This is a genomic window from Marinospirillum minutulum DSM 6287, assembly GCF_000422325.1.
Lineage (GTDB): Bacteria > Pseudomonadota > Gammaproteobacteria > Pseudomonadales > Halomonadaceae > Marinospirillum > Marinospirillum minutulum.
Genome location: NZ_KE383818.1, coordinates 667,465 through 687,294, shown reverse-complemented (window position 1 = coordinate 687,294; position 19,830 = coordinate 667,465). Strand labels below are relative to the sequence as shown.

19 protein-coding genes and 3 tRNA genes are annotated in these 19,830 nt (G+C 42.9%); 13 read left to right on the top strand and 9 right to left on the bottom strand.

Translation table 11 applies throughout. The annotated features are described in order from the left end of the window. Window positions 1-9: 9 nt before the first annotated feature. The 4 genes from tig to H571_RS0112815 form a co-directional block, all read right to left on the bottom strand. Window positions 10-1,317, bottom strand: coding sequence for a trigger factor (tig, locus tag H571_RS15225; RefSeq protein WP_036218415.1), 1,308 nt, complete (start codon window positions 1,315-1,317; stop codon window positions 10-12). Between the two features lie 136 nt (window positions 1,318-1,453). After that, window positions 1,454-1,529: transfer RNA gene (locus H571_RS0112825), tRNA-His, on the bottom strand. A gap of 47 nt (window positions 1,530-1,576) precedes the next feature. Continuing rightward, window positions 1,577-1,653: transfer RNA gene (locus H571_RS0112820), tRNA-Arg, on the bottom strand. A 40-nt stretch (window positions 1,654-1,693) separates the two neighbouring features. Next, window positions 1,694-1,770 (bottom strand) — tRNA-Pro (locus H571_RS0112815). A gap of 245 nt (window positions 1,771-2,015) precedes the next feature. On the opposite strand from H571_RS0112815, the gene folD reads away from it, so the two are divergent. From folD to H571_RS15220, 7 genes are all read left to right on the top strand, one after another. Beyond that, window positions 2,016-2,876: a bifunctional methylenetetrahydrofolate dehydrogenase/methenyltetrahydrofolate cyclohydrolase FolD gene (gene folD / locus H571_RS0112810; protein ID WP_027849659.1), complete on the top strand. Its 861-nt coding sequence runs from the start codon at window positions 2,016-2,018 to the stop codon at window positions 2,874-2,876. Between the two features lie 9 nt (window positions 2,877-2,885). Further along, window positions 2,886-3,248, top strand: coding sequence for a response regulator (locus tag H571_RS0112805; RefSeq protein WP_027849658.1), 363 nt, complete (start codon window positions 2,886-2,888; stop codon window positions 3,246-3,248). Window positions 3,249-3,251: 3 nt separating this feature from the next. Further along, window positions 3,252-3,869 carry a chemotaxis protein CheC gene (locus H571_RS0112800; protein WP_027849657.1) on the top strand — a complete coding sequence of 206 codons (618 nt, stop codon included), beginning with the start codon at window positions 3,252-3,254 and terminating at the stop codon, window positions 3,867-3,869. Between the two features lie 32 nt (window positions 3,870-3,901). Beyond that, entirely contained in the window at window positions 3,902-4,837 is a 936-nt protein-coding gene (locus H571_RS0112795) for a diguanylate cyclase domain-containing protein (protein ID WP_027849656.1), read from the top strand. 25 nt (window positions 4,838-4,862) lie between these two features. After that, window positions 4,863-6,062, top strand: a complete 1,200-nt coding sequence (locus H571_RS0112790; RefSeq protein WP_027849655.1) for an amino acid aminotransferase — start codon at window positions 4,863-4,865, stop codon at window positions 6,060-6,062. Continuing rightward, complete coding sequence (locus H571_RS0112785) at window positions 6,043-7,032, top strand: asparaginase domain-containing protein (RefSeq protein WP_027849654.1); 990 nt, start codon at window positions 6,043-6,045, stop codon at window positions 7,030-7,032. Before H571_RS0112790 ends, H571_RS0112785 begins: the two co-directional genes overlap by 20 nt. Window positions 7,033-7,212: 180 nt before the next feature. After that, a complete protein-coding gene (locus H571_RS15220; RefSeq protein ID WP_036218239.1) occupies window positions 7,213-7,893 on the top strand; it encodes a helix-turn-helix domain-containing protein in 681 nt (226 codons plus the stop codon). A gap of 18 nt (window positions 7,894-7,911) precedes the next feature. Here H571_RS15220 and H571_RS0112775 read toward each other — a convergent pair whose 3' ends face one another. Further along, complete coding sequence (locus tag H571_RS0112775; RefSeq protein ID WP_027849653.1) at window positions 7,912-9,498, bottom strand: peptide chain release factor 3; 1,587 nt, start codon at window positions 9,496-9,498, stop codon at window positions 7,912-7,914. 206 nt (window positions 9,499-9,704) lie between these two features. Here H571_RS0112775 and H571_RS0112770 point away from each other — a divergent pair, with 206 nt between their 5' ends. The 3 genes from H571_RS0112770 to H571_RS15970 are packed head-to-tail and all read left to right on the top strand — an operon-like array spanning window position 9,705 to window position 11,960. After that, the gene (locus H571_RS0112770; protein ID WP_027849652.1) at window positions 9,705-10,658 is read left to right on the top strand and encodes a sulfurtransferase; all 954 of its coding nucleotides are present in this window, start codon (window positions 9,705-9,707) and stop codon (window positions 10,656-10,658) included. A gap of 1 nt (window position 10,659) precedes the next feature. After that, window positions 10,660-11,751, top strand: a complete 1,092-nt coding sequence (locus H571_RS0112765; protein ID WP_036218238.1) for a YeeE/YedE thiosulfate transporter family protein — start codon at window positions 10,660-10,662, stop codon at window positions 11,749-11,751. A gap of 41 nt (window positions 11,752-11,792) precedes the next feature. Continuing rightward, window positions 11,793-11,960, top strand: a complete 168-nt coding sequence (locus H571_RS15970) for a hypothetical protein (RefSeq protein WP_169445777.1) — start codon at window positions 11,793-11,795, stop codon at window positions 11,958-11,960. 101 nt (window positions 11,961-12,061) lie between these two features. On the opposite strand, the gene H571_RS0112755 is transcribed toward H571_RS15970, so the two are convergent. The 3 genes from H571_RS0112755 to H571_RS15215 all read right to left on the bottom strand — a co-directional run bounded on the left by H571_RS0112755 (window position 12,062) and on the right by H571_RS15215 (window position 15,169). After that, window positions 12,062-13,063: an ArsA family ATPase gene (locus tag H571_RS0112755; protein WP_036218235.1), complete on the bottom strand. Its 1,002-nt coding sequence runs from the start codon at window positions 13,061-13,063 to the stop codon at window positions 12,062-12,064. Window positions 13,064-13,090: 27 nt separating this feature from the next. Next, a complete protein-coding gene (locus H571_RS0112750; protein WP_027849649.1) occupies window positions 13,091-13,369 on the bottom strand; it encodes a cory-CC-star protein in 279 nt (92 codons plus the stop codon). Window positions 13,370-13,477: 108 nt separating this feature from the next. Beyond that, window positions 13,478-15,169, bottom strand: coding sequence for a carbon starvation CstA family protein (locus H571_RS15215; RefSeq protein WP_036218232.1), 1,692 nt, complete (start codon window positions 15,167-15,169; stop codon window positions 13,478-13,480). Between the two features lie 237 nt (window positions 15,170-15,406). Between H571_RS15215 and H571_RS0112740 the strand changes: the two genes are divergently transcribed. Next, window positions 15,407-16,711 (top strand): ATP-binding protein, encoded by a 1,305-nt coding sequence (locus tag H571_RS0112740; protein ID WP_027849648.1) that lies wholly within the window; start codon window positions 15,407-15,409, stop codon window positions 16,709-16,711. A 4-nt stretch (window positions 16,712-16,715) separates the two neighbouring features. Beyond that, window positions 16,716-17,270, top strand: coding sequence for a response regulator transcription factor (locus H571_RS0112735; RefSeq protein ID WP_027849647.1), 555 nt, complete (start codon window positions 16,716-16,718; stop codon window positions 17,268-17,270). A gap of 13 nt (window positions 17,271-17,283) precedes the next feature. Here H571_RS0112735 and H571_RS0112730 read toward each other — a convergent pair whose 3' ends face one another. Then, entirely contained in the window at window positions 17,284-17,955 is a 672-nt protein-coding gene (locus H571_RS0112730) for an energy-coupling factor ABC transporter permease (RefSeq protein ID WP_027849646.1), read from the bottom strand. Between the two features lie 226 nt (window positions 17,956-18,181). Between H571_RS0112730 and H571_RS0112725 the strand changes: the two genes are divergently transcribed. Continuing rightward, a complete protein-coding gene (locus H571_RS0112725) occupies window positions 18,182-19,825 on the top strand; it encodes a methyl-accepting chemotaxis protein (RefSeq protein ID WP_027849645.1) in 1,644 nt (547 codons plus the stop codon). The last annotated feature ends 5 nt before the right edge of the window (window positions 19,826-19,830 follow it).

The window sequence follows — 19,830 nt, the reverse complement described above, 5'->3', positions numbered from 1 at the left end:
TTAAAACTTTTACTGCTGAGCTGGCATGGCTAGCTCTTTAAAAGTTTTGGTTACATCTGTAACTTCTGCTTCTGCTAAAAGCTTTTCAACCACCTGCTGCTCTAAAGCTGCGCCTTCAACCTGACGAAGCATCTCAGGGTTGGTTTTGTAGTAATCCACTACTTTTTGTGGCTCTTGGTAAGACTGGGCCATTTCATTAAGTAGCTCATCTACTATAGCTGTGTCTGCTTTAATTTCGTTAGCCTTGATAACCTCACCAACAAGCAAACCAAGGACTACGTTGTTTTTGGCTTGATCTTGGAAAAGGTCGCCTGGAATTTGGCTAATGTCGAAATCTTCACCTAGGTTGTACTGCTGTGCAGCTTGACGACGTAGGTTGTCGACTTCATTAGCAATTAACGCACTTGGTACTTCAATGGGGTTGGCTTTCATTAGCGCTTCAAATACAGCTTGCTTGGTTGTATTGCGTATTGCTTGCTTTAACTGAGCACCCATGTTTTTACGCACTTCTTTACGGAAAGCTTCTTCACCGCCTTCACTTACACCAAACTGAGTGAAAAACGCTTCGTTTAGCTCGGGTAGCTGCTGTGCTTTAACCGCATTTACCTTACATTTAAAGGTTGCTGCTTTACCAGCTAGGTTGGCTGCTTGGTAGTCTTCTGGGAAGCTTACTTCTACATCTTTAGCTTCGCCTGCTTTAGTACCCACTAGCTGATCTTCAAAACCTGGAATGAATGAACTAGAACCCAGTACTAGGTCGTAGCTTTCACCTTTACCGCCTTCAAAAGCTTCGCCATCAATAAAGCCTTCAAAATCAATATTTACCTGGTCGCCAGTTTCAGCTGCTTTGTCTGCATCTGCCCACTCTGCACGCTGCTTGCGTAGATCAACAATTAGGTCTTCTAAATCTTGATCGTTAATTTCTGCAACAGGGCGTTCAACGGTTTCACCTTCTAGGCTTTTAAGTTCGATTTCTGGATAAACTTCAAAGGTTGCGGTGAATTCAAAAGGCTTACCCGCTTCATTGGTTGCACCTGGTTGAATTTCAGGTGTTCCCGCTGGGTTTAGTTTTTCTTGAGTTACGGCTTCAATGAAATGATTGCGCATTAGTTCCGACAATACATCTTGACGTACGCCTTCACCGAAACGACGTTTAACAACACTCATTGGCACCTTGCCAGGACGGTAACCATCGACCTTAGCCTTACGTGCGGTGTCTTTAAGGCGTGCTTCAACAGCGGTATCTACCTGCTCTGCTGGTACCTGAATAGTTACTCGACGCTCCAGCGCGGAAGTCGTTTCTACGGAAACTTGCATGGACAATCCTCGTTAAACACTTATTGGTTTTATCAAAGTAAATAGTAAGCAAAGGGGGAATTTTAAGAGTTACTGTCGCTTGCAGCAAGCCTTAATACAAAAAAGGCACCCTTTACGGATGCCTTTTTTTAAAATCTGGGGTGAACGATGGGGCTCGAACCCACGACCGCTGGAGTCACAATCCAGAGCTCTACCAACTGAGCTACGCTCACCATCAAAAACTTATTTGCAAATAGTTTTTTGCCACTACAGAGCGCTTTGGCGCGCCCAGCAGGAATCGAACCTGCAACCTACGCCTTAGAAGGGCGTTGCTCTATCCGATTGAGCTATAGGCGCATTGGGTGATTATTGCCTGCATGTAGAAGCTTGAAATAAGTGGTCGGGGTAGAGGGATTCGAACCCCCGACATCCTGCTCCCAAAGCAGGCGCGCTACCAGACTGCGCTATACCCCGACTTATTTCTACTACTTGCATTAACTGGGTTGCTTCTCGCTGTTTCTTGGAAGTCCCGATCAATGTGGAGCGCATTATAGGGCATATTTAAAACCCGTCAACCCTTTTTTGAAATTATTTTTTAAAACAGTGGCTTAGTAAGGAATTTGTCCAACTCGACTAACAAAGTTCTTACCAGCATTCCTCTTAGCGTTAAGTCGTGCGACAATAGCCTATCTCTAGTTGTTATGGAAAATTACGTTTAAATGAGCGCCCAATTAATTAATGGCAAGCAGGTTGCCTTAAACCTTCGCGAATCAATTGCCAAAAAAGTTAGTCATTATGTAGAAGCAGGACACCGCAAACCTGCCTTGGCTGTTATTTTGGTAGGTGCTGACCCAGCATCTGAAGTCTATGTGCGTAACAAGCACCTAGCCTGTGAGAAAGCAGGGGTTACTTCCCACTCTTATAGCCTTGAAGCGAGTACCAGCCAAACAGATTTAGAAAACCTCATTGATCAGCTTAATGATGACAGCCAAGTCGATGGTATTTTATTACAGCTACCTCTACCTAAACACCTAGATGCTAGCCCACTATTAGAGCGCATTCGCCCTGAAAAAGACGTTGATGGCTTTCATCCCTTTAATTTAGGTCGCCTTGCACAGCGCCAGCCTTTACTTCGTCCTTGTACACCCAAAGGCATAATGACTCTGTTAGAAGGGTTAGATGTGGACTTACATGGTTTAAAGGCAACCATCGTTGGCGCTTCAAATATTGTTGGCCGCCCCATGGCTTTAGAGTTATTGCTAGCTGGTTGCACTATCACCGTTACGCACCGCTTTACTAAAGATTTAGCCGCTGAAGTTGCTCAGGCTGATATTCTAGTGGTAGGTGTTGGTATTCCTGGCCTAGTTAAAGGTGAATGGGTAAAACCTGGCGCAATTGTTATTGATGTTGGCATTAACCGTCTTGATAATGGTGCTTTAGTTGGTGATGTTGAGTTTGAATCGGCCTTAGAACGAGCCGCTTGGATAACACCTGTACCTGGTGGCGTTGGCCCCATGACAGTTGCTACCTTGCTAGAAAACACCCTACAAGCCTATGAGCAATCACTAGGCTTAAATTAGGAATTTCCTATGTCCCAAGTCACTAAAAGAATTTTATTGGTTGATGATAGCCGTATTGCGCGTTTAACTCTGCAACACTTAATTACCTCAACCGATAATTCCGTTGAAATTACTCAAGCGGCTAATGGCGATGAAGCTTTGGCTGCTTTTCAACCTGGTGGCTTCGACCTAGCCTTATTAGATTTTAATATGCCGGGCATTGACGGTTTAGAGCTGGCACAATTAATTCGTGAGCAAGATAGTAAAATTCATCTAGTACTCGTTACTGCTAATATCCAAGATACTATTATTGATCGAGCCAAAAGCATGGGCTTAGATTTTCTTGGTAAGCCAGTCGATTCTGAGCAGCTAGCTAGCCTATTAAAGAGATAAGCCATGATTAACGCTATTAACCAAGACCAGCAAGATACCATTGTTGAGTTGATGAATATTGGTGTTGGTCGTGCTGCATCAGCTTTATCAAAACTGGTTCATGATGAAGTTTTACTTTCTGTACCCAAGGTAGACTTTGTTGATATTCCAACGGCTGAGATACACTTTGCTAAATTACTTCCCTCAGCTTTAGCTGGTGTTACTCAAGCTTTTGAGGGTTTTATTAGCGGTAAGGCAGCATTAATTTTTCCTGAAGAGCGCAGCCTAGAGTTAGTACGCTTAATTGTTGGCAACGAACTCTCTGCTAGTGAAATTTCTGAGTTAGAGCAAGACACCCTTGCCGAACTAGGCAATATTTTATTAAATTCTTGTTTAGCAACCCTAGCCAATATTTTACACAGAGAAATTAAAACCTCGCTGCCTGAGGCTTACACGGGCAACTGCCACAACATATTAAAGCGGCTTTGTGACCGTGATGATTCGTTAATTATGCTAGTGCAGGTTGACTTTTCTTTAAGTCAGCGCGAACTACAAGGCTACCTAGCCTTTATTATCGACCTACATTCTGCCAGCAGTTTTCATGATGCTTTAACAGAATACCTAGAGAAGCTATTAAGCTAAGCAATTAGTTAATATTGGATATTAAAAATCAGATGCCTTTGCAACAAGATTTTAAGAACCTAGTTAATTTATTAGACACGGGCATAATCGTTGTAAATGCTGCTCGAAAAATTTTGCTTTGGAACCCTTTCATTGCCCGTATTACAGGCATCAGTGAAAACTTAGCTTTAGGCCACTCACTGAATGCTATTTTTAATGCTTCAATAGACCCTGCGCTAACAGATGCTATAGAGCAATGCATTGAGATGAAGCTAGCTCGCCGCTTATCCCATCAGTTACATCCTGCTTTATTACCCTTAGTGCAGCTTAACAACAAACAGCCTTTGCATCATTCGATTCTTGTTCAGCCAGTGGTTTACGAACAACAAGCCGCCTGCTTGCTGCAAATATCTGATGTAACCAGCACAGTTAGACGTGAGCAACATTTACGTGCTGCTATGGAGCAAGTACGCTACCTTGCACAGCACGATACCCTAACAGGCTTGGCTAACCGTTCTTTACTAACACTAGAGTTACAAAAACGCTGTGACCTTGCTGCTAAAAATCAGCAACCCTTTGCTTTGTTGTTTGTTGATTTAGACGGCTTTAAGTTAGTTAATGACCGTCATGGACACGAAGCTGGTGACTTTGTTCTTAAAGTTTTAGCTGAACGTTTACAAAATGCTTTAGCTAGCTTTAGTAAAGGTTTAGGCTTGGCTGCTCGTTTAGGTGGCGATGAAATGGTTGCCTTGTTACCTAGCATTACTGCGAGTGACCAAGCGCTTGAGTTTGCTAATCACCTCTGCGGTGTTTTAGCAGAAACTGTTGTCTGGCAAGGGCAAAAATTGCAAGTAGGTGCCAGTATTGGTATTGCTTTATGGCCGCAACAGGGTGATACACCTAAAGCACTGATGAAAAGTGCTGATAACGCTATGTATTTGGCCAAAGCCCGAGGCAAAGGCCAAGCCATGCGTGCTTTAAATACTTAATAACTCCTTATTAAAGGTAATAACTATGTTTACACAAGTAGAACTTCTGCCTGCTGACCCAATTCTTGGCTTGATTGAAGCGTTTAATCAAGACACCAACCCTTCTAAAATTGATTTAGGGGTGGGGGTTTACCGTGATGCACTAGGCAATACACCTATTTTAAAATCGGTGCGTGAAGCGGAAGCCCTACTTTTAACCCGTGAAACTACTAAAAAATACATTGGTTCTCATGGTGATCCATTATTTGCCAAGCACCTACTACCCTTAGTGTTTGGTGCAGACTCCAGTGTTTTAGAAGCAAAGCGGGCAACCTTAACCCAAGCGCCTGGTGGTACTGGTGCACTGCGCCTAGCTGCAGACTTTTTAAAGCGTAATTCGCCAAATAAAACCGTATGGATTTCTAACCCTACCTGGCCTAACCACTATGCCATTTTCGATTCAGTCGGCATTCAGCATAAAAGTTACGCTTATGTAGACAGCGAAACTAACCGCTTAGATTTCCCAGCCATGCTTACTGATTTAAAACAAATTCCTCAAGGTGATGTGGTACTGCTTCATGCTTGCTGCCATAACCCAACAGGTTTTGATCTTTCTCTTGCTCAGTGGCAAGAAGTGCTAGCTGTTTTACAAGAGCGTGAGCTTTTACCTTTAATTGACTTTGCTTACCAGGGTTTTGGTGAAGGCTTAGATAAAGATGCCGCAGCGGTACGCTTATTATCAGAACAACTAGCTGAAGTAATGATTACTTCTTCTTGTTCTAAGAATTTTGGTTTATACCGCGAGCGTATTGGTGCTTTTATTGCTGTAGCCAAAGATGCGACCGATATGGAAAAAGTGCGTAGTCAAATGGCTAGTGTGGCACGTGCTAACTATTCCAACCCACCCGCTCATGGCAGTGCCATTGTTGCGACTATTCTTGCAAGTAGTGATTTAGACAACTTGTGGCGTAGTGAAGTTGACGAAATGCGTAACCGTATTAACACGCTACGCCAGCAGTTTGTAGCCGCTTTAGCACCTTATGGTTTAGCTGAAAAGTTTGCTTGTGTTGCCGAGCAGCGTGGCATGTTCTCTTATTCCGGATTAAAGCCTAATGAAGTAGCTCAGCTACAAAAAGACTTTGGAATTTATATGGTTAAAACGGGCCGTATGAATATTGCTGGTTATAACGAACAAAACCTACCCTACCTGTGCGAAGCCATTGCCAGTGTGTGCGGTAAAAAATAAAGTTAGAGTCATTTATGCCGGTGGCACCATCGGCATGCTACCAGGTGAAAACGGACTTGAACCTGGCAGTAATTTTGCTGCTCGCCTCCTCCCTTGGTTAGATAAAACCTGGCTTAACAAACTTAACTGCGAACTTAGTTTTTGTGAACTTAACCCACTGCTAGACTCTTCTGCCATGAATGCTAGCCACTGGTTTAGTTTGGCGGCACAGCTACTAGATGAACAAAATGACTATAATTCCTTTCTACTCTTACAGGGTACAGATACCCTAGCTTGGACTGCGGCAGCACTTACTTGCCTACTAGCTAACTTCTCACCCCCTGTAATTCTTACCGCTTCTCAACTTCCCTTAGCTAGCCCAAAGAGTGATGCTTTAGACAACATTAAATTTGCCCTAGAACAAACACTACAGCTTGAAACGGGCTGCTATATTGCTTTTGCTAATGCACTACTGCCAGCTAAAGCAACACGTAAATTTGATTCTGAAGGCTTTAATGCTTTCACTGCTGTAAGCACTGACCTAGTTAACAGTCACTTCTGGCCTTCTTCTGGCCAGTTAACAGCTAAAGAACTAAACCAACTAGCGGGTAGTTTTCAACCTAACCTACTACGCCTACCCTTAATTCCTAGCCTAAAGGATGCTTGGTTAGCGCAACAGCTAGAAGGGTTAGATGGCTTAATTTTAGAGGGCTTAGGTAGCGGTAATTCACCTCACCTGCCTTTAACTTTCAAACGAATTACTGAACTACATAAAACTCAAGGCTTGGCAGTCGGTTTAACCAGTCAGTGTTGGCAGGGGGGTGTTAATCAAAATTATGCTGCTTCTGCAGCGCTACAAAAAACAGGTTTAGTTGCTTTAGGCAAGATGACGCCTGAGTATGCCGAAGCCCGTTTAGCCTGCCTGCTCGCCTTAAAAAGGCTAAATAAAATTACTGCTGAAGCAGTTTTTTTATACTGGTTGGATAAGTAAAACCTAAACATTTTATGTGATTTAAATCACACTCAAGGCTTAAAGTTTGCTATACCTGTGATCTAGTTCATACATTGAATCAGATCACAGATTTATGGCATAGCGAACTCACTTCAGAAGTTTACAATACCGTTAGTCAAGTACAAAAAAACACAAATAACTACAACGGCGGGAATAACTATGAGAAAAATTGGCGAGCGTATCAAAAGTCTTCGACGATCACGACACTTAACTCAGCAGCAACTAGCCGAAAAACTAGGTATAGACCAAGGTGCTGTATCACGCTGGGAACGTTGTCATATAACCCCTTCAGCACGTTACCGACAAGAGCTAGAAGTAATTTTAGATGCGCCGTTAATGGAAATGGACCGTCCTTTACTTGAAAGCGTTAACCGAGATTTACATTTTTCTTTGTTAGTAGACGCCAACCTCTGTGTATTGGCTGCCTCAGAAGTAACGCTTGCAGTTAATGGTTGTCGCAACCGTGATGAACTGGTTGGCAGCAGCTACGCACCCCTTTTAGATAAAACCTGGCAAAGGCTTTATCAGTGGTTAAAAGAATCAGGTGCTTTTACTGAAGGCATTAGCTGGGCAAAAATTACTATGCCAACACCCACCCTTCATTCGGGCTACCGCTGGATGGATAGCCTTTGGATACCTTTTCGTTTAGATAGCGGTGAGCTGGCTTACAGAATTTCTTGCCGTATGCTTGAAAGCATTCCAGCCGAAAGCCTAGGACGCGCTATTTTAGAAGTAGACAACAAGCAGCGTGAGCTTTTAATTCCAGTACACGAACACCAGGTTAAAGACGCAAAACAGCAACCAAGTTTTGAGCGTAAAACTTGGTCTCATGCTGTTTAGTAACAACTTTTTAACTGCTTAGTGCTCCCGGGTAGAATGGAATTCAATATCTGGGTAGCGCTCTTGAGTTAGTTGTAGGTTTACACGTGTTGGCGCTAAGTAGGTTAACAACCCTGCACCATCAACACTTAAATTTTCTTCTGCTTTAAGGCGGAATTCTGCCAGTTTCTTGGCATCTTTGCTTTCTACCCAACGCGCAGTTTGAACACTCACTGGCTCATACATGCAGTCAACCTTATACTCGTCGTGCAAGCGGTACATCACCACTTCAAACTGTAACTGACCCACCGCACCTAAAATTAAGTCATTATTTTTGAAAGGCATAAATAACTGCACTGCACCTTCTTCAGATAACTGCTGCAAACCTTTTTGGAGCTGCTTCATTTTTAATGGGTCTTTAGGACGCACCCGTTGAAACAATTCAGGCGCAAAGTGTGGAATGCCCACAAACTTTAAGTTTTCACCTTCAGTAAAAGTATCACCAATTTGAATAGTGCCGTGGTTGTGCAAACCGATAATGTCACCCGACCAGGCTTCTTCTAGTAGTTCTCGGTCACCCGCCATAAAGTTTACGGCATCGGCTATACGAACGTCTTTACCGGTACGGCAATGACGCATTTTTAAACCACGGGTGTATTTACCAGAACAAACACGCATAAAAGCGATGCGGTCACGGTGTTTAGGATCCATATTGGCCTGAATTTTAAACACAAAGCCGCTGAACTTTTCTTCCGTTGCTGCAACTTCACGTGTTTCTGTCGGTCTTGGCTGCGGAGAAGGTGCCCACTTTACAAAGTCGCTTAACATCTGCTGAACACCAAAGTTGGCTAAAGCAGTTCCAAAATAAACAGGCGTAAGCTTACCTGCTAAATAAGCTTCTTCATCCCATGCATGAGTCGCACCTTTAACCAACTCTAATTCTTCGACTAGGTCTTCGTATTCATCACCTAAAAAGTCACGTGCTGCTTGGGAGTCTAAGCCTTGAAGGGTTTCAAAATCGTAAAGCGTATGCCCCTGACCCGGTGTAAAAACTAAAATTTCATCGGTATAAAGATTATAAATGCCTTTAAACCACTGGCCTGAACCAATAGGCCAATAAATAGGTGCGGCTTTAATTTTTAAAACTTCTTCAATTTCATCTAGCAGCTCTATTGGGTCACGAATGTCTCTGTCTAACTTATTCACAAAAGAAAAAATAGGCGTGGCACGTAGACGACAAACATCCATTAGCTTAATGGTACGGTCTTCTACACCCTTGGCACCATCTACCACCATTAAAGCAGAATCAACAGCCGTTAGGGTACGGTAAGTATCTTCTGAGAAGTCTTCGTGCCCAGGGGTATCTAGCAGGTTGACGGTGCGGCCATTAAAAGGGAACTGCATCACTGAGGAAGTAATTGAAATACCTCGCTCTTGCTCCATGGTCATCCAATCAGACGTGGCATGTTTATCGGCTTTCTTACCTTTTACTATGCCAGCTGTTTGAATCAGCTTACCTAGCAATATCAGTTTTTCAGTAATGGTGGTCTTACCCGCATCGGGGTGAGAGATAATCGCGAAAGTGCGGCGACTCTCTATTTCTTTAAGAAAATTCTGGTCAGTCATTAATTGTTCTTTCCCGTGAGGGTGATAAGTTTGGGCGCTATTTTCGCTGATATTAGTATTTTTAACAATCAATAGCGCTTAGAAGTGCACCCTCCCCTACAGCTTGGTTATCAAAATATTTTTCCTTATAACCATATCGCGTTTTGTTCTTTGGGGCTTAATCGTTGTTATGCCAAAATTGCGCCATTAATCGTGGAGTTATTACTATGAGATATATAACCACCCTTGGGGTGTTTTTGTTTAGCCTAGTGATAGGCAACCTTCAGGCTGCCAGTTTTCAGCCTTTGCTAGAAGTGCAGCAGTTAAGTGCTGCGCTAGAAACGAATACTGCCTTGCATATTATTGATATTCGTAGCCCAGCCGATTATGCAGCAGGCCACATACCTGGTGCAGTTTCTGCCCCCTATGGCAAGTGGCGCGGTCCTGCTAACAGCCCAGGTCAATTAGCGGATAAAGCCCATTTTGAACAGCTAGTACAGCAACTAGGCTTAACCGATAAACAGCCTATCGTGGTTTATTCTAGTGGTGCTAATGAAACTGATTTTGGTGCCACAGCTAGGGTGTACTGGACACTTAAATACTTAGGCTTAACGGATTTAACCCTTTTAAATGGTGGGTTTAAGCAGTGGCAACAAGCACTGCAAGCCGTTGAAACAACTGCAAATAAGGTTGAACCCAGCCAGTATGCAGTACAAGTAAAAGACCGTTTAGCGATAGATAAAGATGAGCTTTTAGCAAGAATTAACCAGCAAGATACTAGCTATCAGTTGTTAGATGCGCGTCCACCTAGCTTTTTCAACGGCCAGAAAAAAGCCCCTATGGCAACCACTGGCGGTACTATTGCCACGGCAGAAAACATTCCTTTTCAGCAGTGGTTTAATAGCTATGACACTCGCCTGCGTTCCGCTCATGAAATTCAACAGCTAGTTAAAGAACAAGGGTTAGACCAAGCAGCAGAAACGGTTTCTTTCTGCAATACCGGCCACTGGGCGGCAACCAACTGGTTTGTTTTATCTGAAGTGGCTGGCTTGCCTGATGTACGCCTTTACCCAGCTTCTTTAGCTGAATGGACGCAATCGACTGTCGGTTTACCTATGGAAAACACCCCTAACCGTTGGGAACAAATTCAGGCTAAATTTTCTAAGTTGGTAAGTGAATAAAATGAATAATCGTCTTGCATTAACGCTGGTTTTTGCTGTATTTACAGCCTTTTTATTTTGGTTTGTTTCCATTCGCCAAAGCCTACTTTTTATTGTGGGTTTAGGTTTGGGTGGTGTGTTAGCCGGTGCGCGTTTTGGCTTTACTACTGGCTGGCGTAATTTGATTGAAAAGCGTGATGCCAGTGGTGTGTTTGCTCAGTTACTTTTATTAGCCATAGCCGCCGGTATTTCTTTACCACTACTGGCTTTTTTCCCAACCGAACTCAGTGCTGCCCTTGGGCCACCCAGTATTAGTCTGCTTATTGGCGCTTTGGTATTTGGTGGTGCTATGCAAATTGCCGATGGTTGTGGTTCGGGTACTTTATATAAAGCCGGTTTGGGTATTCCTTTGAATATGGCTATTCTGCCTGTATTTGCACTAGGTAGTTTTTTAGGTTCAGCGCATTTAGGTTGGTGGTTAGAGTTAGGCAATATTAAGCCCGTTGGCTTGGTACAAGAAGTGGGGTTAACTGGTGCTTTAGGCTTAACCTATTTGGGTTTAATTGTTATTGGTTTAGCGGCTTGGTTTTGGTCAAAAACTAGAGGCGGCTCACGCATCTTATTTAATAAAACCTTAATTATTGGTGCGGTGCTTCTGGCGTTATTAGCCGTACTCAACTTTGTTATTGCTGGGCAGCCTTGGGGCGTGGTTTATGGTTTTGGTTTATGGGCAGCAAAAATTGCCACGGCAGGTAATCTATTCGACCCAACCACCAATGCCTTTTGGAGCCAACCTGTTAATGCTACAGCCTTACAGCAATCGGTATTTTTAGACCTAACTTCCATTACTAATATCGGTATTTTAGCCGGTGCTTTATGGATTTTCTCACGTAATAAAAGCGGCAAGGCAGATAAGTTAAATACCCAACAATGGATAGTCGGTATTATTGCTGGCTTCTTATTAGGTTACAGTTCACGTCTTGCCTTTGGATGTAACGTGGGTGCTATGGTCAGTGGTATTTCTACCGGTAGCCTGCATGGTTGGATTTGGGTAGTAATGGCTTTTGCTGGTTCGCTAGTGGGTGTGCGTATTCGCCGCTACTTTAACTATTAATACTGTTTTTTAGTACAGAATTTAAACAAGAGTTGCTCGTTATGAATAAATTAACCAGTGTAAGAGTAGTCGTGTTTTGGGCGGTTTTAGTGGGTTTCTTTGTATGGGATTGGCAAACAGCGCAACCCGTTAACCTACGTTTAGAAGCACCAATTATCGCCATAGGTTCAGGCCAAGCGCCCACAGGTGGGCATTGCGCTACTTTTTAATTCCCTAGCCTTGTCCAACTAAGCTAAGTTTTAGCTAATAAAAATCCCTTGCCATTAACCATGCCAAGGGATTTTATTTTTAACAGTAGCTATTGAATTTATTAATTAAATAGCTCTGCAAAGCTTACTAGCTGATCCATGCCTTGAATATCACTGGCCATTAAAGGCATGGCTAAAGTTTCAACACCGGCTAACTTTTCAGCTATTTCTTTTAATTGTGCTTGTTGGCGTTCAAAGCGAGCCACCCAAAAAGGATCTTGCCCAGGGTTTGGCATAATGCGATTGATCACCGCACCAGCCACAGGAATTTTGGCTTCTTTTAAAGAATTGATGGCTCGGGTAGTTTCTAAAATGGGTAGTTTTTCGGGTGTTAACACAAAGATAAAAGCCGTATTTTTGCTGTCATTTAATCTGCGTCGAGTACGCTGAAACAGGCTTTGTCTAACCAAGAGTGTTTCAGTCAATTCTTGGCTGCGTTTATCTAAGCCTTCCGTGGCATTTTTGGTGGGATCTTCAAAAGGTGTGTCTAGGCTTCGATTAGGCGTTAAGTGTGCTAGTGTTTTGCCTAGTTTTTCTGAGCGCTGGTTATGCTTTAACAGTCCGTCTGTCCAAGCGGCCATAATTTCTGGTAATGCAAGTAGCCTAAGTGTATGCCCAGTAGGTGCTGTGTCAAAAATAACCAAGTCATAATCGGCATCACTTTCTTCAATTAAATTGGCCATACGCTCTAAAACTGCCGCTTCTTGAGCACCTGGTGATTGACTGCTTAAACGTAACTGCCGTCTTAGCTCATTCACCTGATCTGGCCCGGCATAACGGCGCATTTGCCGCAATACTCTATCTAAATAAGCTTCTACTTCTTCATTGGGGTCTAACTCTAAAGCATCTAAATTGGGCGCCATCTTAGTGATTTTGCCACCAATCGGCTGATCAAACGCATCGGCTAGGCTGTGGGCTGGGTCAGTAGAAATCAACAAAACACGGCGATGCATTTTTGCTGCTGCTACGGCTAGGGCTGCTGCAGTAGTGGTTTTACCCACGCCTCCTTTACCACCCACCATAATGAGTTTTTTTTCTGCCAGTAATTGGGGTAGGTTTAGCATGTTTAGCTCCAGCATTAAATTGAATGATTAACAGCAGCGGAAATGATCGTAGGGTGAGCGCTCCATGCCCATACGCAGATGCCAAGCATGAAAGCGTTCTAACAATAGGGGTTGTAGCTCTAAACAGTACCAGCTAGCAGGATTAGGAATGCCCATCATTTCGCTGAAGATTAACAACATAAACAAATCATCTTCATCACGCTGGGCACGGGCAATGGCGGCACGATAAGGCGCATTATAATATTCAGCGCCAGCTGCACTGGCTTTTTTGTAGATATATTTAAGGCGTGAAAAGGTATTTTTCATAAAGCCCTCGTTATAAGTTCAACAGTTTTTAGGGCCAAAGAGTTTTGCTAAAAACTAGCCACCCACCAAACCTAAATTTGATGAGTGGCTGCTTACTAATATAAAAGCCTAGTTAGCTTCTTTTGCTTCAGTTTCCTTACGTTCTGCTTTGGCACGTTTAAGGGCTGCAACACTTTCCAGCGTCACAAAGACTGCAGCAACAAGTACTACTGCACCCAAACCAAGTAAGAACCAGTTTTCTTTTAAGTAGAAGCCTCTTAGCTGTTCAAGCAAGGCATAAAGACTCATGACTAGAATGAACACTAAAGGAACTAAAGTGAAAACAGTGGGTGAACCACGACGCACCAACATAACCGTAATAACCAGCAAGGTTAAACCGGCTAACAGCTGGTTAGACGTACCAAACAAAGGCCAAATGAGTAGACCACCTGAACCTTCTGCACCACCGGCACCAAAGGCTAGCACTAAACAGGAACCTACCGACAAAAGGGTTGCAGGTAGCGGTTTAGCCATCCACTTAATGTTATAAATTTCGCCCCACTCTTGAAAAATATAACGCTGTAAACGCAGGCCTGTGTCCATAGTAGTACCGGCAAACAAAGCAGCCATTACCGTTAACATCGTACCAGCCACAGCAATATCTAAGCCTGTGCCAGCACTTAATATATTCGCGCCGCCAGTAACAAAGGCTTGTACACCACCTTGGCCAAAGGAATGGTAGATGCCCTGCCAATCGGCAAAGGTTGCAAAGCCTGCAGTTGCAGCAATGATGGCGGCTAAAGCTAGTGCACCTTCACCGGTAGCACCAAAGTAACCAACAAAACGTGCATCGGTTTCTTTATTTAACTGTTTGGAAGTTGTGCCTGAGGCAACTAAACCGTGGAAACCAGAAATAGCACCACAGGCAATGGTTACAAAGAGCAAGGGAATCATCGAAGGCGTTCCAGCGGGAACATCCATATTAATCATGGGTGCAACCACAGTTGGGTTAGCCACTAAAATGGCACCATAAAGTGCAATTAAGCCAACAAATAACTGTAAGCCGTTAATGTAGTCACGGGGTTGTAACAGCACCCATACAGGTAAAAGTGAAGCTATGGCTGCATAGGCAAAAAGAATGAGTATCCAAGCAGCACTTGGCGATAAACCTATAACACCCTCTGCAGGTAAAGCTAGAGGTACATCAGGCCCAATATAAATAAGCGCATAAAGTGCAATTACGCCTAATAAAGATACCAGTGGCAGACTGATTTTAGCGCGGTAAATCGCTTGGCCTATAATTAGCGCTACAATAATAGCGCCCCAGACAGGAACAACTGCACTTGGGTTGTTTATGAGTAGGCGAGCAATTACTACACCAAAGACAGCGTTTACCATTAATAAAACTAAGAAGATAACAATAGAGAAGATAGCCCGTGCACGCGTACCTACAACTTCTCCCGTTAAAGTACCCACCGATTTAGCACGATTCCGCACACTGGCCCAAATGGCACCAAAGTCGTGAATACCGGCAAAGAAGATGGTGCCAAAAGTGACCCATAAAAAAGCGGGTAACCAGCCCCAAATAACGGCAATGGCTGGCCCTACAATAGGTGCTGCACCAGCAACTGAGGTAAAGTGATGCCCCCACAATACAAACTTGTTGGTAGGCACAAAGTCGACCCCATCTTCAAACTCATGGGCCGGAGTAATAAAAGTATCGCTTAGCTTGAATACAACAAGTGCAAGGAATTTTGAATAAACAAAAAAACCTAATGCCATGCCACCAAGCCCTAAAAGCATTAAGACTATTGAGCTCATAGGTTGTTTACCTCATGATATTTATTGATTTAAAATAACATTGACTTAAGTCATAGATACTCGCCCGAACAACTAAAAAAGGCAAGCCTAGACTAAAGTATCGACTTCTAAAGCAATTTAAGGTTATACCTAAGTATAATTAAACTATCAATCAGATAAGCTAGTGAGTTACTTTATTTAAAAGCCTGCAACTTAAACTCATTACAACTTAACCAATAGCCCTTTAGGAACAATCACTTGCCGAACAACAATCCAACCCAACCCCTACCCCTTTCTACTCCAGGACGTAACCTTTTACGCTTAACGCTAGTGCGTGGCATTACTTGGACAGGCTTTTTAGGTGGGATAATTTTTGGGCTGGAAGTTCTAAATTTCAAGTTACAAGTTATTGCTGTTTTTTCCGTTATTCTTGCCATGGCCTTAGTTAACTTACTGACTTGGTGGCGACTTAGCTGGCCTGGCCCTGTAACAGATACAGAATACCTTTTGCATCTATTAGCTGATGTAGCAGGGTTAAGCCTACTATTTTATTTTACCGGTGGTGCAAACAACCCTTTTATTTCTTATTTTTTAGTTCCTCTAACCATTTCTGCAGCCACTCTACCTTGGCGTTCAACTTGGATTATTGCTGCTTATATTTTATTAGCCTACCCACTACTCATGCTTTTTCATCACCCTGTTCCTCAACTAGCCCAGCCTGCAAGCAGTAGCCCACTTAACCTTCACCTGTTAGGCAGGTGGGTAAATTTTGTTTTAAGTACCAGCTTAATTACGGTCTTTGTTTTTAAAATGGCGCAATCTTTACGCCAGCGAGACGCTGATTTATCTCAGACACGCGAACATGCCTTGCGCGATGAGCAAATTATGGCAGTGGCAACCCAAGCGGCTGGTACAGCACATGAGCTAGGCACTCCCCTTTCCACTATGGCCGTTATATTAAAAGAGTTAAGTAACGAGCATAAAAACAATCCCCAGCTAAGTGAAGACTTGGCTTTATTACGTAACCAAGTAGACACCTGCAAGGTAACTCTCCAATCGCTAGTAAGTAATGCTGACCGTAGCAAACTATTAAACCCTGCATGCAAACCCTTAAAAAGCTTTTGCAAACAAGTGCTAGAGCACTGGGAAGTATTACGCCCTGATGTACGTTATTGCATAGATTGGCCAGATAACAATCAGGATGAACCCCGTATTTCTGATGACATTACCCTACAGCAAGCATTAATTAATCTATTAAATAATGCCGCTGATGCAAGCAGTGAACCCGTTAATATCATTATTCACTGGACAGCCCAAGAAGCACAAATTGATATTCATGACCAAGGGCCAGGGATTCCAATGGAAATAGCTGAGCGTTTAGGGCAAACCTTTTTGTCAACTAAAAGTAAAGGCCTAGGCTTGGGGCTATTTTTAACTCATGCCACAATTAATCGACTTGGTGGCACCGTACAGCTGTATAATCACAAACACGGTGGAACCTTGACGGAAGTCAGAATCCCAGTTAAATCAGTTTTACCCAAGACAGGAAAGCAGGAGAAGTAGTTTAATGTGTAGTGATGAACACCAGGATGAAAACACACGAATTTTAATCATTGATGATGATGAGATTTTTACTCATGTTTTACATCGCGCCTTTATAAAAAGAGGGTATGAGGTAGAAGTTGCCGCTGATGAAGCGCAAGCCTTAGAAAAAACCCACGCCTTTGAACCCGACTTAATTAGTTTAGATTTAAAGCTAGAGAGCAGCTCAGGTTTAAACCTTCTACCTCAGTTGGTTGAAGCATCACCACAGTCTAAAATTGTGGTGCTAACCGGTTATTCCAGCATAGCGACAGCAGTAGAAGCCATAAAGCTAGGTGCCGTTAACTACCTTTGCAAGCCTGCTGATGCTGATGAAATTCTTGCTGCCTTCCAAAAACAAGAAGGCAATCCCGACACGCCACTAGCAGAACAGCCCATGTCGGTTAACCGCCTTACTTGGGAACACATACAAAAAGTGCTACATGAGAATGATGGTAATATTTCTGCTACTGCCCGTGCTTTGGGTATGCACCGTCGTACTTTACAGCGCAAGTTACAAAAACGGCCAGTAAGGCGCTAACCGCTTTAGTTAATTAAGCTTCATCTAGGTATTTTTTAGGGTCAAAAGCTCTTACCCAATCGGGCAGATAGGCAGTTAAACCGCTAATAATCATGCCATTTACCACGGCTTCTGGTGGCAAGGTTAGTGGTAAAAATAAGAAATAATTTTGTGCTAGGTGACTAAACTGATAGCTAGAAGTGTAAAACCAAGTAATGGCTATCACTAGTAAACCCGTACTAAGAACAGCTAATACACTGCCTAAACCTGCAGCAACCAACACAAAAATAAAATAGTTGGCTGGTAGTTTCCACTCCACAAAACGCCACACCCAATGACTAACAAAAACGGGTAAAACACAAATCAGCAACGCATTAACGCCAAACATATCCCAGCTTGCTTTGCCGGTTAAAGTTACACTGACCAGTGCAATGCTAGTAGCAATTAACGCCATAGGCCAATAAAACATCAGCGTTAAACTGGTAGCTAAAATAAGATGAATAGCTACTTGTGAACTAATACCTGCGCGCATTTGCCATAAAAAAGCGACTAAAACAATGCTACCTAAAAAAAGGTGCTGCAAACCCTTTTCTCTTAATAGAATTCGCCAAGGCACCTGCCACAAAGCAACAATTAAAAAAAGAAGGTAAATAACCCAAGCAACCCACCCTAAGGTTTCAGGGTAGAGGCTGGAAGAAAAGCTCATTGATTACTCCTTAAAACAGTAAAGAACATATATCTACAATTAGCTAAACTATAGCACTTGCGGATACAGTAGCTTGAAAGGATAATCCTTAACCTTAAAATCCCAACAAAAATAAATTAAAGCTAATTCTAGCTTAACAAAACTTCTAAATCGCGGCTTCATAACAATAAAGATCTCCGTGCTACTTTTAACTTAAACCATTCGTTTTTATGGAGATCTTACTCGTATGCAGCTCTTGCTCAGACAGCTAACAATAAATTTACGTCTATGGCTAATTTTAGCCTTTGCTTTACTCGCAATAGGTTTAGTCAGCTTTCTTGCTATGAAGCAAGAGCGCGACGCTATTCTAAACCAAAAAAACCTTCAGCTTAAGCAGCTGCTCGAGCTAAGCCACAATACGCTAGAGCATTTTCACCAACAAACACAAAACGGCCAACTCACTCCTAACGAAGCACAAAGCAAAGCCTTTGCGATTATTAAAGAGTTTCGCTTTACTAATGGTCAAGATAAAGACTATTTTTCTATTTTTGACAAACAGGGCCTAGCAGTTATGCACCCTAATGCCTCTATAGAAAACACCAACATGCTAAACACCAAGGATGTAGAGGGCTTTGCGTTTATTCAAGATATTTTAAATAAAGCTGCATCTGCCAGTCAGGGTTACACTTCTTACACTTGGGAAAAACCAGGTTTTTCAGACCCTGTTGCTAAACTTGCAGGCTACCAAACCTTTGAGCCTTGGGGGCTAGTCATTGTTAATGGTGTGTATCTAGACACTATGAGCACTTTATTATGGCACCATGCTATGAAGCTTTTTGTTAGCTTTATAGTGGCGGGCTTAGTTATGGCTGGCTTAATTTTAGTAGTTATTAGCTCTATTAAACGCCCCTTAAATGCCATGCGTAAAGAAATGTTTAATATTGCAGAAGGTGATGGCAACTTAACTCATAGACTTCCCTTAGATGGTAATGATGAGTTAACACAAATAAATCGCGCTTTTAATCGCTTTATTGGTAAAATTCAAGAGCTAGTGCAGCAAACACATCAGTCATCTTTATCCGTTTCTGCCGCTGCTGAAGAACTTTCTGCTGTAACACAACAAAGCTCACAAACCGTTCACCAACAAAGCCAAGAAACAGACCAAGTGGCAACAGCCATGAACGAAATGACTGCTACTGTTCAAGAAGTAGCAACCAATGCAACACAAGCTGCTGGTGCAGCACGTGAGGCGACTGAGCAAGCACAAAAAGGCCAGACGCGTTTAAATGCAACTTTAAGAACCTTGGCCGACTTAGATGAGAGCATTGAGGAAACAGCAGTCACACTTGACCGCTTAAAAGAAGGTACAGAAAACATCGGTATTATTATGGATGTTATTAGTTCAGTTGCAGAACAAACCAACCTTTTAGCACTCAACGCAGCCATTGAAGCCGCACGTGCAGGCGAACATGGTCGAGGTTTTGCCGTTGTTGCTGATGAAGTCCGAGGTTTAGCGGCTCGTACTCAAGAAAGCACTACCGAGATTCATGAAACAATTGAGCGTTTAGTTAAAGAAGCAAGTGAATCTTATACAGCCATGTCTGAAAGCCGTAAAAAAGCCGCTGAAACAGTAAACCATGCCAAAGAAACTTCAGCAGCATTAGACCAGGTGGGTGAGGCAATTCATTTAATTGCTGATATGAACATTCAAATTGCCAGTGCTGCAGAACAGCAAGCCGCAGTAGCAGATGAAATAAACCGCAATGTGGTGAATATTAATGAGCTTTCTAGTCAAACGAAAGAAGGTTCTGAACACACAACCCAAGCTAGCCACGATTTAGCACGTTTAGCAGAAACACTAAACGATCAAGTAAGTCAGTTTAAAACTTAACCGTT

Excerpts from the sequence above, each read along its gene's own strand:
- tig (WP_036218415.1), bottom strand. The coding sequence starts at position 1,317 with ATGCAAGTTTCCGTAGAAACGACTTCCGCGCTGGAGCGTCGAGTAACT.
- folD (WP_027849659.1), top strand. The coding sequence starts at position 2,016 with ATGAGCGCCCAATTAATTAATGGCAAGCAGGTTGCCTTAAACCTTCGC.
- H571_RS0112805 (WP_027849658.1), top strand. The coding sequence starts at position 2,886 with ATGTCCCAAGTCACTAAAAGAATTTTATTGGTTGATGATAGCCGTATT.
- H571_RS0112800 (WP_027849657.1), top strand. The coding sequence starts at position 3,252 with ATGATTAACGCTATTAACCAAGACCAGCAAGATACCATTGTTGAGTTG.
- H571_RS0112795 (WP_027849656.1), top strand. The coding sequence starts at position 3,902 with ATGCCTTTGCAACAAGATTTTAAGAACCTAGTTAATTTATTAGACACG.
- H571_RS0112790 (WP_027849655.1), top strand. The coding sequence starts at position 4,863 with ATGTTTACACAAGTAGAACTTCTGCCTGCTGACCCAATTCTTGGCTTG.
- H571_RS15220 (WP_036218239.1), top strand. The coding sequence starts at position 7,213 with ATGAGAAAAATTGGCGAGCGTATCAAAAGTCTTCGACGATCACGACAC.
- H571_RS0112775 (WP_027849653.1), bottom strand. The coding sequence starts at position 9,498 with ATGACTGACCAGAATTTTCTTAAAGAAATAGAGAGTCGCCGCACTTTC.
- H571_RS0112770 (WP_027849652.1), top strand. The coding sequence starts at position 9,705 with ATGAGATATATAACCACCCTTGGGGTGTTTTTGTTTAGCCTAGTGATA.
- H571_RS0112765 (WP_036218238.1), top strand. The coding sequence starts at position 10,660 with ATGAATAATCGTCTTGCATTAACGCTGGTTTTTGCTGTATTTACAGCC.
- H571_RS15970 (WP_169445777.1), top strand. The coding sequence starts at position 11,793 with ATGAATAAATTAACCAGTGTAAGAGTAGTCGTGTTTTGGGCGGTTTTA.
- H571_RS0112755 (WP_036218235.1), bottom strand. The coding sequence starts at position 13,063 with ATGCTAAACCTACCCCAATTACTGGCAGAAAAAAAACTCATTATGGTG.
- H571_RS0112750 (WP_027849649.1), bottom strand. The coding sequence starts at position 13,369 with ATGAAAAATACCTTTTCACGCCTTAAATATATCTACAAAAAAGCCAGT.
- H571_RS15215 (WP_036218232.1), bottom strand. The coding sequence starts at position 15,169 with ATGAGCTCAATAGTCTTAATGCTTTTAGGGCTTGGTGGCATGGCATTA.
- H571_RS0112735 (WP_027849647.1), top strand. The coding sequence starts at position 16,716 with ATGTGTAGTGATGAACACCAGGATGAAAACACACGAATTTTAATCATT.
- H571_RS0112730 (WP_027849646.1), bottom strand. The coding sequence starts at position 17,955 with ATGAGCTTTTCTTCCAGCCTCTACCCTGAAACCTTAGGGTGGGTTGCT.
- H571_RS0112725 (WP_027849645.1), top strand. The coding sequence starts at position 18,182 with ATGCAGCTCTTGCTCAGACAGCTAACAATAAATTTACGTCTATGGCTA.